The organism is Streptomyces sp. NPDC047043 (assembly GCF_040644055.1).
Taxonomy (GTDB): Bacteria; Actinomycetota; Actinomycetes; order Streptomycetales; family Streptomycetaceae; genus Streptomyces.
In genome coordinates, this window is the sequence record NZ_JBEYVO010000002.1 from 291,240 (window position 1) to 305,786 (window position 14,547).

The 14,547-nt window shown below is 71.7% G+C and carries 16 protein-coding genes; 11 read left to right on the plus strand and 5 right to left on the minus strand.

Annotated features, from left to right (window positions below; all coding sequences use genetic code 11):
* Positions 1–6: 6 nt before the first annotated feature.
* The 3 genes from ABZ880_RS04395 to ABZ880_RS04405 are packed head-to-tail and all read left to right on the plus strand — an operon-like array spanning position 7 to position 2,152.
* The gene (locus ABZ880_RS04395) at positions 7–999 is read left to right on the plus strand and encodes a WYL domain-containing protein (RefSeq protein WP_361256647.1); all 993 of its coding nucleotides are present in this window, start codon (positions 7–9) and stop codon (positions 997–999) included.
* Positions 1,000–1,055: 56 nt separating this feature from the next.
* Positions 1,056–1,574 carry a DUF4240 domain-containing protein gene (locus ABZ880_RS04400; protein WP_361257090.1) on the plus strand — a complete coding sequence of 173 codons (519 nt, stop codon included), beginning with the start codon at positions 1,056–1,058 and terminating at the stop codon, positions 1,572–1,574.
* Positions 1,575–1,609: 35 nt separating this feature from the next.
* The gene (locus ABZ880_RS04405; RefSeq protein WP_361256650.1) at positions 1,610–2,152 is read left to right on the plus strand and encodes a carboxymuconolactone decarboxylase family protein; all 543 of its coding nucleotides are present in this window, start codon (positions 1,610–1,612) and stop codon (positions 2,150–2,152) included.
* Positions 2,153–2,367: 215 nt separating this feature from the next.
* On the opposite strand, the gene ABZ880_RS04410 is transcribed toward ABZ880_RS04405, so the two are convergent.
* A complete protein-coding gene (locus ABZ880_RS04410) occupies positions 2,368–2,595 on the minus strand; it encodes a hypothetical protein (protein ID WP_361256653.1) in 228 nt (75 codons plus the stop codon).
* A 92-nt stretch (positions 2,596–2,687) separates the two neighbouring features.
* Here ABZ880_RS04410 and ABZ880_RS04415 point away from each other — a divergent pair, with 92 nt between their 5' ends.
* Positions 2,688–3,815 carry a peptidoglycan bridge formation glycyltransferase FemA/FemB family protein gene (locus ABZ880_RS04415; protein ID WP_361256656.1) on the plus strand — a complete coding sequence of 376 codons (1,128 nt, stop codon included), beginning with the start codon at positions 2,688–2,690 and terminating at the stop codon, positions 3,813–3,815.
* Positions 3,816–3,821: 6 nt separating this feature from the next.
* On the opposite strand, the gene ABZ880_RS04420 is transcribed toward ABZ880_RS04415, so the two are convergent.
* Positions 3,822–4,562 carry a peptidoglycan recognition protein gene (locus tag ABZ880_RS04420; RefSeq protein WP_361257093.1) on the minus strand — a complete coding sequence of 247 codons (741 nt, stop codon included), beginning with the start codon at positions 4,560–4,562 and terminating at the stop codon, positions 3,822–3,824.
* Positions 4,563–4,812: 250 nt separating this feature from the next.
* On the opposite strand from ABZ880_RS04420, the gene ABZ880_RS04425 reads away from it, so the two are divergent.
* A complete protein-coding gene (locus tag ABZ880_RS04425; RefSeq protein WP_361256659.1) occupies positions 4,813–5,997 on the plus strand; it encodes a MarP family serine protease in 1,185 nt (394 codons plus the stop codon).
* Positions 5,998–6,009: 12 nt separating this feature from the next.
* Here the strand turns inward: ABZ880_RS04425 and ABZ880_RS04430 are convergent, their stop codons facing one another.
* Complete coding sequence (locus tag ABZ880_RS04430; RefSeq protein ID WP_361256661.1) at positions 6,010–6,498, minus strand: GNAT family N-acetyltransferase; 489 nt, start codon at positions 6,496–6,498, stop codon at positions 6,010–6,012.
* Positions 6,499–6,539: 41 nt separating this feature from the next.
* Here ABZ880_RS04430 and ABZ880_RS04435 point away from each other — a divergent pair, with 41 nt between their 5' ends.
* Both ABZ880_RS04435 and ABZ880_RS04440 read left to right on the plus strand, forming a co-directional pair.
* Positions 6,540–7,436 (plus strand): TIGR01777 family oxidoreductase, encoded by an 897-nt coding sequence (locus ABZ880_RS04435; protein ID WP_361256664.1) that lies wholly within the window; start codon positions 6,540–6,542, stop codon positions 7,434–7,436.
* Between the two features lie 174 nt (positions 7,437–7,610).
* A complete protein-coding gene (locus tag ABZ880_RS04440; RefSeq protein WP_361256667.1) occupies positions 7,611–8,954 on the plus strand; it encodes an NAD(P)/FAD-dependent oxidoreductase in 1,344 nt (447 codons plus the stop codon).
* Positions 8,955–9,081: 127 nt separating this feature from the next.
* Here the strand turns inward: ABZ880_RS04440 and ABZ880_RS04445 are convergent, their stop codons facing one another.
* Complete coding sequence (locus ABZ880_RS04445) at positions 9,082–10,518, minus strand: regulator (RefSeq protein ID WP_361256670.1); 1,437 nt, start codon at positions 10,516–10,518, stop codon at positions 9,082–9,084.
* A gap of 253 nt (positions 10,519–10,771) precedes the next feature.
* Between ABZ880_RS04445 and lipB the strand changes: the two genes are divergently transcribed.
* The 4 genes from lipB to ABZ880_RS04465 all read left to right on the plus strand — a co-directional run bounded on the left by lipB (position 10,772) and on the right by ABZ880_RS04465 (position 13,881).
* Positions 10,772–11,569: a lipoyl(octanoyl) transferase LipB gene (lipB, locus tag ABZ880_RS04450; RefSeq protein ID WP_361256673.1), complete on the plus strand. Its 798-nt coding sequence runs from the start codon at positions 10,772–10,774 to the stop codon at positions 11,567–11,569.
* Positions 11,570–11,675: 106 nt separating this feature from the next.
* Positions 11,676–12,641: a lipoyl synthase gene (gene lipA / locus ABZ880_RS04455; protein WP_361256676.1), complete on the plus strand. Its 966-nt coding sequence runs from the start codon at positions 11,676–11,678 to the stop codon at positions 12,639–12,641.
* Between the two features lie 277 nt (positions 12,642–12,918).
* Positions 12,919–13,119: a hypothetical protein gene (locus ABZ880_RS04460; protein WP_361256678.1), complete on the plus strand. Its 201-nt coding sequence runs from the start codon at positions 12,919–12,921 to the stop codon at positions 13,117–13,119.
* Between the two features lie 60 nt (positions 13,120–13,179).
* Positions 13,180–13,881, plus strand: coding sequence for a DUF4191 domain-containing protein (locus tag ABZ880_RS04465; RefSeq protein ID WP_361256681.1), 702 nt, complete (start codon positions 13,180–13,182; stop codon positions 13,879–13,881).
* Between the two features lie 87 nt (positions 13,882–13,968).
* Here the strand turns inward: ABZ880_RS04465 and ABZ880_RS04470 are convergent, their stop codons facing one another.
* Positions 13,969–14,436 carry an RDD family protein gene (locus ABZ880_RS04470; RefSeq protein WP_361256683.1) on the minus strand — a complete coding sequence of 156 codons (468 nt, stop codon included), beginning with the start codon at positions 14,434–14,436 and terminating at the stop codon, positions 13,969–13,971.
* Positions 14,437–14,547 lie beyond the last annotated feature (111 nt).

Consider the following 14,547-nt stretch of genomic DNA (forward strand, 5'->3'; position numbering starts at 1 on the left):
GGCCGTATGCGTGCTGCCCGCCTGATCAAGATGGTGCTGCTTCTGCAGTCCCGGCCGTCCATGACCGCGGCCGAGCTGGCGCGGGAGCTGGAGGTGTCCGAGCGGACGGTCACGCGGGATGCGCAGGCGTTGTCGGAGGCCGGGGTTCCGGTGTACGCGGATCGGGGGCGGGCCGGGGGGTACCGGCTGATCGGCGGGTACCGGACGCGGCTGACCGGGCTGGCCAGGAGTGAGGCGGAGGCGCTGTTCCTGTCCGGGGTGCCGGGGGCGCTGCGTGAGATGGGGCTGGAGGACGCCGCCTCCGCCGCCCGTCTGAAGGTCTCGGCGGCTCTTCTGCCGTCCTTGCGGGACGCGTCGCGTACGGCGGCCCAGCGCTTCCATCTGGACGCGCCGAACTGGTTCACCGAGCCGAAGGCGCCCGGGCTGCTGCCCGCCGTCGCGGACGCGGTGTGGGACGACCGGCGGGTCACCGCGCGCTACCGCAGGCGGGACGGCGAGGTCGAGCGGGAGCTGGAGCCGTACGGGCTCGTGCTGAAGGCCGGTGTCTGGTACCTGTGCGCGCGGGTGGCCGGACCGGGCGGCGGTGCGCACCGCGTCTACCGCATCGACCGGTTCACGGCGGTGGACGTGTCGGCGGACCGCTTCCCGCGGGCCGAGGAGTTCGACCTCCCCGGCTTCTGGGAGGAGCAGGCCGAGCAGTTCGCGCGGTCGATCCTGCGGGCCGAGGTCGTCGTACGACTGTCGGCGGACGGCGTGCGAAGACTTCCGTACGTCGTCGATCCGGCGTCCGCGCGGGAGGCGTTGGCGGCCGCGGGGTCCCCGGACGGGGACGGGTGGCTGACGGTGACGCTGCCCGTGGAGTCGGAGAAGGTCGCCCACTCGCAGCTCACGGGGCTCGGCCCGGAGGCGGAGGTGCTGGCGCCCGAGAGCCTGCGCAGCCGGTTCGCCAAGGACGCGGCACGGCTGGCCCGGCTGTACGACGGGCTGAACGGGACATAACAATCCGCCGCACTCCACGTGCGCCCCACCCGCCCAGGGCCGATGCTGTACCCGTGATGGAAGAGTCGGAGTTCTGGGAGCTGGTGGACGCCGCCCGCGAGGCCGCCGAGGGCGACCCCGAGGAACAGGCGGACCTGCTGGTGGAGCGGCTTCTGGAGCTCGATCCGGAGACGGTCCTGGACTTCGCCCGTCACTTCGAGTCCCGTTACAACCGGGCGTACACCTGGGACCTTTGGGGCGCGGCCTGGGTGCTGCTCGACGGGGCGAGCGACGATGCGTTCGACTTCTTCCGGTGCTGGCTGATCGGCCAGGGCCGCGAGGTGTACGAGGGGGCCGTGCACCATCCCGATTCGCTGGCCGAGCTGCTGGACGACTTCGACGAGGAGATCGACGGCGACGGGGAGGAGCTGGGCTACGCGGCGGACGAGGCCTACGAGCAGCTCACCGGGACCGTCGCGCCCGATCTGGGTATCCCGCCCGCGGCCTCCGAGCCGGAGGGCGCGCCCCTGAACTTCGAGAACGAGCGCATCCTGGCCGAGCGCTACCCCAAGCTGTGGGAACGCTTCCGGGACTGACGACCACGCCTTCATCCGCGCAGCAAAGGGGGATCATGGCCCGCATCCCGTACCCGGAGCGTCCGGCCGACGGCGTGGCGAAGCTTCCGGTGCCGCTCAACGCCTTCCGCATGCTCTCCCACGCCCCGCCGCTGACGGACTCGGCGATCGATCTGGGCCTGGCCGTGCTGCGTGAGTCGACGCTTCCGGTGCGGTTGCGCGAGCTGGTCGTGATGGCGGTCGCCAGCGGTACGCGCTGCGAGTACGAGTCCGTCCAGCACCGCCCGATCGCGCTGAACTCCGGGGTGACACCCGCGCAGTTGGCGGCGATCGCCGAACGGCGCCCGGGCGGGCCGGAGTTCGACGCGACGGAGTCGGCGGCGGTGACGGCGGCCTTCGAGCTGGTGGCCGGGCACACCCTGACGGAGGGCACGTTGTCGGCCCTTCGCGCCCGCTTCACCGACCGGCAGGTGGTCGAGATCGTCACGACGGCCGGCTACTACGTCATGCTCGCGGGCCTCATGAACGGCCTCGGGGTCGACGTCGATCCCTCCGGGGAGCGTTTCCTGGGCCTGTCCGGCGCGGGCGGCGACGGCTGAGGGGACCAGGGGTCAGGGGTGTCCGGCGGATCAGCTGGGCGTCGCGGGCCCTGGCACGCCCTCCCCCAGAGGGGCCCCAGCCGCGTTGTCGTCAGTCGCCGACGCTCCGCGTCGACTCCCTCCTCCGCCTTGCAGCTGCACGCTCCCCCATGACCCCGCTCGGGGCGGTCGAGAGGCGCTGTCTCCCGGGGACGACCTGATCCGCAGGCCACCCCCTAGGCGACGGCCCGACGGCGGGTGGTGTCCGACGGGATGTAGGCCTGCGTCTGGTCGGCCTTCACCGCGTGGTGCATCGGGGCCGCGTTGGCCTGGTCCAGCGCGGACGCGGTGACGGCGGCCGGGCCCAGGATCACGGCGGCGGCCGCGCAGAGCGCCGCCCAGGGGCCGCGGGCACTCCGCTGCCGGCCTTCGGTCTTGTGCGTGGTGTTGTTGAGACTGTTCACTTCTTCCCCACCTCCAGTCAGTGCGTGTGCATGACGATAGGGACCGCGCCTCGGGAAGATCCGTGAGGCGGCTACGAGAAACCTGTGAGGCCATGACCAGCCCGTACGTAAGGGAGATCACTCGCGAGGAACATCTGGCCCATCTGCGGCAGCACCCCGACGCGAGTCATCTGCAGATACCGGAGTGGGCCGATGTGAAGCCCGACTGGCTGGCGGAGAGCGTCGGCTGGTTCGAGGGCAAGCTGATGGTCGCCGCGGCACTCGTGCTGTACCGGCCGCTGCCCGGCACCCGCCGCTTCCTCGCCTACCTCCCCGACGGGCCCGCGATCGACTGGTGGAGCCCGCGCCTGGAACAGTGGCTCGATCCGCTCGTCGCCCACGTGGAGGAACGCGGCGCGTTCTCCCTGCGGATCGGCCCGCCCGTCGTCGTACGGCACTGGGAGGCGGCCACCGTCACCGCGGGCATCGCCGACCCCGGCGTACGGCATCTGCACGATCTTCCGGCGGCCGGTATCGACGGGTACGCGCTGGACGCGGCCGAGCGGCTGGCGCGGCTCGGGTGGCGGCGGTGCGAGAAGGACGACGGCAGCGGCTTCGGGCTGGGGCAGCCGCGCTACGGCTGTCGGATCCCGATCGCGGGACGGTCGGTGAGCGAGCTGCGGGAGGCGCTCGCCCCGCACTGGGAGCAGGCGTTGCGCACGGCGGAGCAGGCGGGCGTCCGCGTCTCCTGGGGCTCGGCCGCCGACCTGCCCGACTTCTACCGCCTGTACGCCGCGACCGCCGCCCACGACGGCTTCAAGGCCCGCCCGCCGGAGTACTTCGCGCGCATGTGGAAGGCCCTCAACGCCGAGGACGACGACCGGCTGCGGATCTATCTCGCCGAGTACGACGGCGAGGTGCTCTCCGCCGCCCTCATGATCAACGTGGGTTCCTGCGCCTGGCACTCCTACGCCGCCTCCGGCCGCCGGGGGCGTGAACTGCGGCCCAGCAGCGCGCTGTTGTGGCGGATGCTGTGCGACGCCCGGGGTGCGGGCGCCGACACGTACGACCTGCGCTCCATCACCCCTGCCCTCACCGAGGACCGGCTGCTCGGCCGGCTGCGTTTCAAGACGGGTGCGGGTGGCCGGGCCGTGGAGTACCTCGGTGAGTGGGAGCGGCCGGTGGGCAGCCAGGGCAGGGTGCTGCAGCGGGCCGTGCGGGTCTATCTCGGGCGCAGGTGAGCCCGCCTACGGGATCCGGCCCTGCAGCCGCGCCGCCTGCTGTCTGATCGCGGGGAGGCGGGCCATGAGGGCCAAGCCGGGGCAGCTGGTCATGTAGGCGTCCTTGTGGCCGGCGAGGGCGGGCAGGGTGGCGGTGGTGCCGGCCGCGTAGCGGCTGAGGCTGTTGCTGGAGACCAGGTGGACCTCGCTGCGCGGGTCGATGCCGGCGAGCCCCAGCTTCCAGGCGGCGAGGGCGGCGATCGCGTCCGTCATCGCCTTGGGCACGGCGACGCCCGCCGTGAAGGTGCCGATGGCGGCGATGCCGGCGGTGCGGTGGTTGAAGCCCTGGGTGTGGGCGCCGGTGACGGGGCGGTCGACGCCGCCCGAGCGGCCCTCGTAGACGGTGCCGCAGCGGTCGACGAGGAAGTTGTAGCCGATGTCGTCCCACTGCCGGGCGCCGGTCTGGCCTGCGTAGAGGTAGCGGATGATGCGGGGGACGTCGGCGCAGTCGTAGCCGTTGGGCGAGTCGGTGTGGTGGACGAAGACCGCGACGACCTTGTCGTCGTAGCGCGGGGGCGGCTGGACGTGCCGGGCGAGGGAATCCAGCCAGACCGACCGGGGCACGATGTGCGGCCTGGCCGCGGTGTACACGGCGGCGGGGCGGGCGGCCACCGGCGGCCGGTGCTTGGCGCCCGTGTGTCCGATGCCGTCCGCGCACAGCACCAGCCCGAGGGCGGCGGCCAGTCCGGGCAGCCAGGACAGCAGCAGGCGCGCGGGGCGGGGTATGTGCGCGCGTGCTGGCCGTGGTCCTCGCGATCTGCGGACACGCATGGCTTCACTCTCGGCCCGATCCGTTGCGCCCGCGATGTGTGCTGTGCCACCCGGTGGAACCATCGTCCTGGTCCGAGACGTTTTTCCTGATGCACGCACGCGTGGCGGGTTCCGGCCTCCACGCGCGCGTGGCTGATCACTGGGCCCGTCCTGCGCGTATTAGGGGATCTGAGAGAAAGGCGGCTCCGTGGACCTGCTCGACATCCTGCTGTTGCTGGTGGTTGTGGCCTACGCGGCGTCCGGCTACCGGCGCGGACTGGTGGCCGGCTGCGTCTCGCTCGCCGGGTTCGTGGGCGGCGCGGTGATCGGCGTGTGGGTGCTGCCGTGGGTGATGGACCTGGTGACGGCGGGGACGACCCGCGCGACCGTGGCCGCGGTGCTGACGGTGCTGGTGCCGGCGGTGGTGGGGCACGAGCTGGCGGGGCGGCTGGCGCTCCGGCTGCGCCGGGAGCTGGACCAGGGGCCGCTCAGGGTGGCCGACGGGGTCGGTGGGGCCGCGGCCAACTCGGTGGCGGTGCTGATCGTGGCGTGGGTCGCCGCGAGCGTCCTGGGCGCGTCCTCGTCGCCGCTGGTCACGACCGCGATTCGGGACTCGGCGCTGCTCGGCGCCGTACAGGACGCCATGCCGAACACGACGCCCACCTGGTTCTCGCGGGCCACGTCGGCGCTCACCCAGGCGGGCTTCCCGCAGGTCTTCAACCCGTTCGAGAACGAGTCGACGGCCGAGGTCGCCAAGCCCACCGGCGACAGCGTCACCGTGAGCGCCACCAACGCGGCCAAGCTGAGCACGGTGAAGATCGAGGGCGTCTCCGGCGACCAGGGCCGCGAGGGCAGCGGGTTCGTGTACGCGCGCGAGCACGTGATGACCAACGCGCATGTGGTGGCGGGCATCGACGACCCGAGCGTGCGGATCGGCGGGGTCGGGCGGTCGTACGAGGCACGGGTGGTGCTCTTCGACCCGGAGAAGGACGTGGCCGTGCTGTATGTGCCCGGTCTGCGCGCGCCGGTCCTGAAGTTCGACGACGGCGCCTCGCGCGGCGACTCCGCGGTCGTCGCCGGCTATCCGCAGGACGGCGACCTGAACCTCCAGGCGGCCACCGTCGCCAACCGCGTGCGCGCCACGGGCCAGAACATCTACAGCGACGGCATGGTGACCCGGGAGATCTACTCGATCCGCTCGACCGTGCGCCCCGGCAACTCCGGCGGCCCCCTGCTGACGACCGGGGGCCGGGTCTACGGCGTGGTGTTCGCCCGCTCCACCTCGGACAACGAGACGGGTTACGTGCTGACGGCGGCCGAGGTCTCCTCCGATGCCGGGCGCGCGGCGAGCGCGACGGCGGCGGTGGACACGGGGGACCTGGTCACGTCGTAGCAGCTCCCCGGCTCACAGACGGCATCCCATGAAAATGTCGTCCACGTACTCGCCGTCGAGGAGGAACTCCTCGGGCAGCACGCCTTCCACCACGAACCCCTCGGCCTCGTAGAGCCCCCGGGCCGGGGCGTTGTGCCCGAGCACGCGCAGGGTCAGCCGGCGTGCCCCCTGCCGGCGGGCCTCCTCCCGCACGGCCCGCAGCAGCGCCCGGCCGACGCCCGCCCCGCGCGCCTTCTCGGCGACGACCAGCCCCTGGATCTGGCGGACGTGGGAGTTGGACGCGAGAGGGGTCGGGTACCCCAGCCGGATGTAGCCGACGAGTTCCCCCTCGAGCTCGGCGACGAGATGGTCGCGCGGCCCGAACCGCTCGTCGAAGAAGGGTTCGTACGGCGGCTGGGGTCTCGGTCCGACGGAGTGCAGCGTGGACCAGTGCGTCCGGTCGAGGAGACCCAGTGCGTCCTCGTCGTCGAGGGTGGCGTGACGTATGTGCGGTACGGGCATGACGGCCACCCTATGTGCACCCCACGCGCAGAATGGGGGGCATGGAACGTTCCCGAATCGCGGTGGCCGGTGCGTCCGGGCTGATCGGCGGCGCCCTGGTGCGGTCCCTGACCGCCGACGGGCACCAGGTGGTGCGGCTGGTGCGCCGGGCGCCCCGGGCGAAGGACGAGGTCCGCTGGGACCCCGAGGGCGAGCGCGTGGACGCGGCCGGGCTCGCCGGGTGCGACGCCGTGGTCAACCTCGCGGGCGCCGGGGTGGGCAACCGCCGCTGGACGGACGCGTACAAGGCGCGGATCCGCCGCAGCCGGGTACTGGGCACCACGGCGCTGGCCGAGGCGATCGCCTCGCTGGACGAGAAGCCGCGGGTGTTCGTGAACGGCAGCGCGATCGGCTACTACGGCGAGACGGGCGACCGGGAGGTCGACGAGGGCGCACCGCCCGGGAAGGGCTTCCTGCCGGAGCTGTGCGCGGTGTGGGAGGCCGCCACCGCACCCGCGCAGGAGGCGGGCGTGCGGACCGTGTTCGCCCGCACCGGGCTCGTGGTGGCCCGGCACGGCGGCGCCTGGGGGCGGCTGTTCCCGTTGTTCAAGGCGGGGTTGGGCGGCCGGTTGGGAGACGGCCGCCAGTACTGGTCGTACGTCTCGCTGCACGACGAGGTCGCCGCGATCCGGCATCTCGTCGACACCGACGGCCTGTCCGGCCCCTTCAACCTCACCGCCCCGAACCCGCTGACGAACCGTGAGATCACCGCGGCGATGGGGCGCGTGCTGCACCGGCCGACACTGTTCACGGTGCCCGCGCCCGTGCTGCGCACCGTGCTCGGCGAGTTGTCCGGGGACGTGCTGGGCAGCGCACGGGTGCTGCCGAAGCGGCTGCTGGAGTCGGGCTTCACGTTCGCGTTCCCGGACATCGAGGCGGCGATCCGTGCCGCGCGGTGAAGGCCGCGCGACAGCCGCACCGTGACCGTATGCGACCACCGTGCGACCGTGCCCTGTTCATGCGCGACTGTCCTTGACCGATCACGGCCCTAACCTCGACCCGAACTCGGGTATTCCCAGAGCCTGTTGGGGGCATGACGTCTCCACCGGCCGCGCAACCTCGAGGAGGGGCACGTGCTTGAGCCCGCGTACCAGGCGGACGTCGTCATCGTGGGAGCCGGGGTCGCCGGGCTCTCGGCGGCACATCGGCTGACCAGCGCAGGAGTGACGACCGCGGTCCTGGAGGCCGCCCCGTGTGTCGGTGGCCGCATGTCGACCGAGAAGGTCGACGGGTTCCGCCTCGACCGCATCGGACAGCTGCTGTCCACGGCGTACCCCGAACTGCGCCTCACACCCGGCCTCGACGCCCTCGTCCTGCGCCCGTTCGCGCCGGGCGTCCTGCTGCACAGCGACGGCCGCCACCACCGCGCGGGCGCTCAGACGGGCGCAGGGGGCGCAAGGGGCGCACTCCATGCAGTACGCGCCCTGGCGAGCGCCCCCGCCAAGAGCGCCCCGCGCACCGGCGCACCGCTGGGCACGGCCGTCGATCAGGCCCGGCTGGGCGCGGCGCTCACGCGGCTCGCCGGGATGCCCGTCGAACGGCTGCTGTCCCGGCCCGAGTTGCCCGCCGGCCAGGCCCTGGCCGCCCGCGGTGTGCCCGCCCGTACGATCGACGGCTTCCTGCGTCCGCTGCTCGCGGCCCTGCTGTGCGACCCGGACCTGACGACGTCCAGCCGATGCGCCGACCTCGCGCTGCGCGCCTTCGCGTGCGGACGCCTGTGCCTGCCCGAGGGCGGCGCCGAGATGCTGCCGGAACTGCTCGCCCGGGCCCTGCCGCCGGGCACGGTGCACACCGGAGTCCGGGTCACCTCGGTCTCCACCAGCAAGGTGACCACGGCCGAGCACGGTGAGATCCGCTGCCGGGCCGTACTGCTGGCCACGGACGCCCGCGATGCCGCCGAGCTCCTGCCGGGTCTGCGCGTACCGGACTTCCACCCCCTGACGCTGGTCCACCACACGACGGACGACCCGCCGGCAACGGGCGCGTCCCTCCTCCTGGACGCCGACCGCGGCGGCCCGGTGGCCCACACGGCGATCGTGAGCGCGGTGGACCCGACCCGGGCCCCCGCAGGCCGCGCACTCATCACCTCCACGGTCCTGGGCCGCCCCCCGGTCGACCTGGACACCGCCGTACGCATACACCTCTCACGCCTCTACGGCACCCCCACCCACCGCTGGGAAACCCTCGCCGTCCACCACACCCCAGAGGCCGTCCCCGCCATGCGCCCACCCCACGACCTCCGCCGCCCCGTAAGGCTGTTGGCGGGCCTCTACGTCTGCGGCGACCACCGAGACACCAGCACGGTCCAGGGTGCCCTCCACTCGGGCCACCGCGCATCGACGGCGATCCTGACGGACCTGGGAGCATCCGGATCCATGCACAGGGCGGACCCCCTCCCCACAACGGAGGCCGCCTGAAGCGGCTTTGGGCTTTTGGCTTTCAAGGGGCCGCGGGACTGTATCGACATGCGGCTCCGCCGCGTGGGCGCGACCAGCCACGACGGTGGCGCGCAAAGCACAACACGGTCGGAGTCACGGCGAACAACTACCCCAGTGCCGCGACCTTGTCGCGATATCCCCGCACAGGCGCCGCGTCCTTGTACGGCTCCAACCGCCGCTCGAATTCCCGCACATACTCAACCGCCCGCACCGACCGCATCTCGGCGGCCGCCCCCGCCGCTTCCGCCCCCAACGCACAGGCCTGATCAAGCTCCCCCAGCCCCAGCCGCGCAGAGGCGAGCACCACCCGGCAGAACAACCGACTCCGGGCAAAGGAGGGCGCCCGCAGCTGAAGCGACCGCTCGGCATGCTGCGCCGCCGCACGAAACTGCTGCAGATCCCGGTGCGCATGCCCGAACTCATCCGCTAGCTGCGCCTCGTCGAAGAACCGTGCCCAGTAAGGGACTTCGTCCCCGGCCCGCGCAGCCTCCAGCGCCCGCTCCGCACGCACCAGCGAGCCCGTGCAGTTCCGCACCTCCCCCAGCACCCCGTGCCCGCGCGCCTCGGCCGAGTGCAGCAACGCCTGCACGACGGGCGGCGCGTTGGTCCCGACCCCCTGCTGGGCGACCCGCGCGAGCTGCACGGCCTCGCGCCCGTGCCCGAGATAGACGGCCTGCCGGCTCATGGTGACCAGGACGTACGAGCCGTACGCCCGGTCCCCCGACGCCTGCGCCAGCCGCAGCGACTGCACGAAGTACCGCTGGGCGAGCCCGTGCGCGGCGATGTCGTACGACGTCCAGCCCGCGAGCCGCGTGAGGTCGGCCACGGCCGCGAACAGCCGCCGCCCCGTCTGCTCGCCGTACGTGCCGCGCAGCATCGGCTCGCACTCGTGCTCCAGGTAGCGCACCAGGGCCTGGCGGGCGTGGCCGCCGCCGTACATGTTGTCGAGGGTGCGGAACAGTTCGCCGACCGAGCGGAGCGCGGCGATGTCGCCGCCGGTGACCTTCTGGCCGGGGCCGCGCTCGGCCCGGCCGCGCTGCTGCGGGACGACCGGGCGGCCCTGGGCCGGGACGCGGAGGAGCTGTTCGCCGCGGGCGACCTTGTCGTCGGCCCGGCCGATCAGCCAGTCGCGGCTGGGGACGACGAGCCCGGCCGGCGTGAACGCGATCTTGCGCAGCTCGGCGTGCGAGCCGGAGTCCTTGCGCCACAGCCCGCCGACGATGTCGACGGCTTCCTCGGGGGAAGCGGCGAACTCGAGCCCGGCGTAGACCGGCGCACAGGCGTCGAGCCCGAGGTCCTGGGCGGTGAGGCGGCGGCCGAGGCGGCGGGTGAAGACCTCGGCGATCAGGGCGGGAGTGGTGCCGCGGGGCTGCTGTCCGCGCAGCCAGCGGGTGACGGACGTCTTGTCGTATCTGAGATCAAGCCCGTGTTCGAGGCCGAGCTGATCGACTCGACGGGCGAGACCCGCGTTGGAGAACCCGGCTTCTGCGATGAGCGCGGCGAGCTGTCGGTTGGGCGTGCGCTGCGCGGGTCGTTCCGTCATCTGCGGTGCGGTCTCCTGCCTTTCGGGCCTCCAGGGCCGCTGCCGGCCCTGCTGCGCCCGGATTGCCTGTGAGCAGCCCTTATGGCCTCTGTGAACGGCGCGAATGTAGCGGAGAGTGAGCAGGCGCTCGCACACTTCGACGTTCGTTCATCCGATCGTGTGAGGATTGCCCGCGGGGCTGACGCAGAGCGGTCGGTCGTACAGTGGCGTAGGCACGTTTCGTGCCTTACGACCTTCTAGGGAGGCGCTTGCCGTGAGTGAGCTGCGGTTCGTCCGCATGGGATTCGGTGCCGAGGCCGTCGAGTACCAGGTGGCGTGGGACGAACAGCGCCGGGTGCACGCGGCGCGTTTCGCCGACGAGATCCCCGACACCGTACTGCTCCTCGAACACCCTCCGGTGTATACGGCCGGACGGCGCACGGCGGACAACGAGCGGCCCCTGGACGGCACTCCCGTGATCGACGTGGACCGCGGCGGCAAGATCACCTGGCACGGCCCCGGACAGCTGGTCGGCTATCCCATCCAGAAGCTCCCGCGTCCGGTGGACGTCGTCGCGCACGTACGACGCCTGGAGGACGCGCTGATCCGCACCTGCGCGGAGTTCGGGGTGGAGACCACCCGGGTCGAGGGCCGCAGCGGTGTGTGGGTGCTGGGCGACCCGGTGGAGCAGCGGCCGGCGCTCGGCGGGCTCTCCCTCGACTTCGACCCCCGTCTGCACGACGAGGAGTTCGACCCGCGCATGAACGGCCCGGAGTACGCCCCGTCCAACGCCGGCCAGCGCCGCGAGGACCGCAAGATCGCGGCGATCGGCATCCGCGTGGCCAAGGGCGTCACGATGCACGGCTTCGCGCTCAACGTGAACCCGGACAACAAGTGGTTCGACCGCATCATCCCGTGCGGGATCCGGGACGCGGGCGTGGCGTCCCTGGCCGACGAACTCGGCCGGGACGTGACGATCGCCGAGGTGCTGCCGGTCGTGGAGCGGCATCTGAAGGACGTACTGGAGAACGCGGAGCTCAAGCCCCGGGAGATCGAGAAGGCGACCGCCTGACGCCGGGAATCAGCCCTGGGGCCAGGGGGTTGGCCTGACAGCAGGGGCGAGTAAACACGGGCGTACGCTGGTGTACGCCGAAGAATCGAAGCTACAGGGAGCCGATGTGTCCGCAGTCACACCCGACGGACGCAAGATGCTGCGCCTGGAGGTCCGCAACAGCCAGACCCCCATCGAGCGCAAGCCCGAGTGGATCAAGACCCGGGCGAAAATGGGCCCCGAGTACACGAAGATGCAGAACCTCGTGAAGAGCGAGGGCCTGCACACCGTCTGCCAGGAAGCCGGCTGCCCCAACATCTACGAGTGCTGGGAGGACCGCGAGGCGACCTTCCTCATCGGCGGCGACCAGTGCACCCGGCGCTGCGACTTCTGCCAGATCGACACGGGCAAGCCGGAGGCGCTGGACCGCGACGAGCCGCGCCGCGTCGGCGAGTCCGTGGTCACGATGGACCTGAACTACGCCACCATCACCGGCGTCGCCCGCGACGACCTGGAGGACGGCGGTGCCTGGCTGTACGCGGAGACGGTCCGCCAGATCCACGCGCAGACCGCCGAGCGCGAGGCCGGCCGCACCAAGGTGGAGCTGCTCGCCCCCGACTTCAACGCGGTCCCCGAGCAGCTCGAGGAGGTCTTCTCCTCGCGCCCCGAGGTCTTCGCGCACAACGTCGAGACGGTCCCGCGGATCTTCAAGCGCATTCGCCCCGGCTTCCGCTACGACCGCTCGCTGAAGGTCATCACGGCCGCCCGCGACTACGGCCTCGTCACCAAGTCGAACCTCATCCTCGGCATGGGCGAGACCCGCGAAGAGGTCAGCGACGCGCTGCGGCAGCTGCACGAGGCGGGCTGCGAGCTGGTCACCATCACGCAGTACCTGCGCCCGTCGGTGCGCCACCACCCCGTCGAGCGCTGGGTGAAGCCGCACGAGTTCGTGGAACTCAAGGAGGAGGCCGAGCAGATCGGCTTCTCCGGCGTCATGTCCGGTCCGCTCGTGCGGTCCTCGTACCGGGCCGGCCGGCTGTACCAGATGGCCGTCGAGAAGCGCGGTTCCTACGTCGCTTCGCAGGCCGTCTGACGTTTGCGCCGACCATCTCCGATGGCACGGAGTGCCACCTCTCCGTGTGAATCTGAGCACAAGAAACTACTCGCCGGTAACGGCCGATTCGACGCGGTTCTGACCGTCCTCGCAGATGAGGGCGCCGTCAGGGCCGCGTCAGTGTTTTGACCCGTTGCATCAAGGCTTCATTGGTGTTTGACCGGTCGGTCACGCCCTGGTAACACCAATCAGTGACGCTGGACTCACACCACGTACACCCACACCGAGCGCCCGTATCCGAGGGGGGACCTCCACCATGCAGGCCGCGCCCGTTCGCGCCACCGCGATCCCGTCGTTCACCGATGCACTGCGTGCCGTCGAGTCGCTGCTGATGAGCAGCGGCCAGCGCACCGCCCGTCGCAACGCATGGACCTCCGTCCTGGAGGACCGCCGCCGCGCCAAGGACCGTGTCGAAGCCCAGCGCGTGATCGAGCAGACCCTCGTCACCCACCCCTGAATCCCGTCCTCCGGGCACTGCCGTCGTACGGCGCTCCCGGGGCCACGTAGACTTCGTGGCATGGCGAGGAAGGACACGGCAGCGGACGCTGCGAACCCCGGGCGACTCAAGCAGATCGCTCTGACCTACAAGATGACCCGCAAGGCCGACAAGAAGATCGGTCTTGTACTCGCGGCTGTCGGCATCGGCATCTTCGGTGTTTTCCTCGCGATCGGCTTCTTGATCGGTCACCCCATCTATCTCGGGATCCTGGGCCTGTTGCTCGCCTTCCTCGGGACGGCGATCATCTTCGGGCGCCGGGCCGAGCGGGCGGCCTTCGGGCAGATGGAGGGCCAGCCGGGCGCTGCCGCCGCGGTGCTCGACAACATCGGCCGGGGGTGGACCACCACTCCGGCGGTGGCCATGAACCGCAGCCAGGACGTGGTGCACCGGGCCGTCGGCAAGGCCGGCATCGTCCTGGTCGCCGAGGGCAACCCGAACCGGGTGAAGAGCCTGCTGGCCGCCGAGAAGAAGAAGATGAACCGCATCGTCGCGGACGTGCCGGTGCACGACCTGATCGTCGGCACGGGCGAGGGCCAGGTCGAGCTGAAGAAGGTGCGGACCACCATGCTGAAGCTTCCGCGCGTGCTCACCGGCCCGCAGGTGACGGCCACCAACGACCGGCTGCGCGCCATGGGCGACCTGATGAGCAACATGCCGCTACCGAAGGGCCCGATGCCGAAGGGCATGAAGCTCCCGAAGGGCGGACCGAAGGCCCGCTGAGCGCCTCTTCAAGGCCGCTGACTCCCTCGTACGAGAAAAGGGGGCGCCCGGATCACCGTCCGGACGCCCCCCTTCGTCGTACGAGCGCTAGATACGGACCTCGACCGTGCGGGCCAGGCGGTCGTGGAGGCCCCTGCCGTCGCGGTCCCAGATCAGGGCCGGGACCGCGAGGCACAGCAAGGCGGTGCGAAGGGCGGCGCGCAGCGGGTTGGGGCGGCCCGTGTCCAGGGCGACCACGCGGAGACCGAACAGGCGCTTGCCCGGAGTGAAGCCGATCGTGCCGACCGTCAGGACGCCGAGCAGGAAGAAGACGAGCAGGGCCCAGTTGCCGGTGGCCTGGTTGTAGCCGTGAGTAATAAGACCGTATGCGATCAAGAGGCACAGGCCCCAGTCGACGACGAGGGCTCCGAACCGGCGGCCCGGGCGGGCGATCGAGCCCGGCCCCTCCTCCGGCAGACCGAGCTGCTCGCCCCGGTATCCGAAGTCGACACCGGCCCTCTCTGCGGCCTCACGCGGGCCCGAGAGCCACGAGCCGATTGCATCCCTGTTGTCCACCCGTCCACCGTACTGCGCGCGTTTCGCGATACGGACAGGTGGGGTACACCGGGCTGGGTCCGGTTAACTTGTGCGAAACAAATGGGTCACGCCCGAGAAATCACGCGTCCC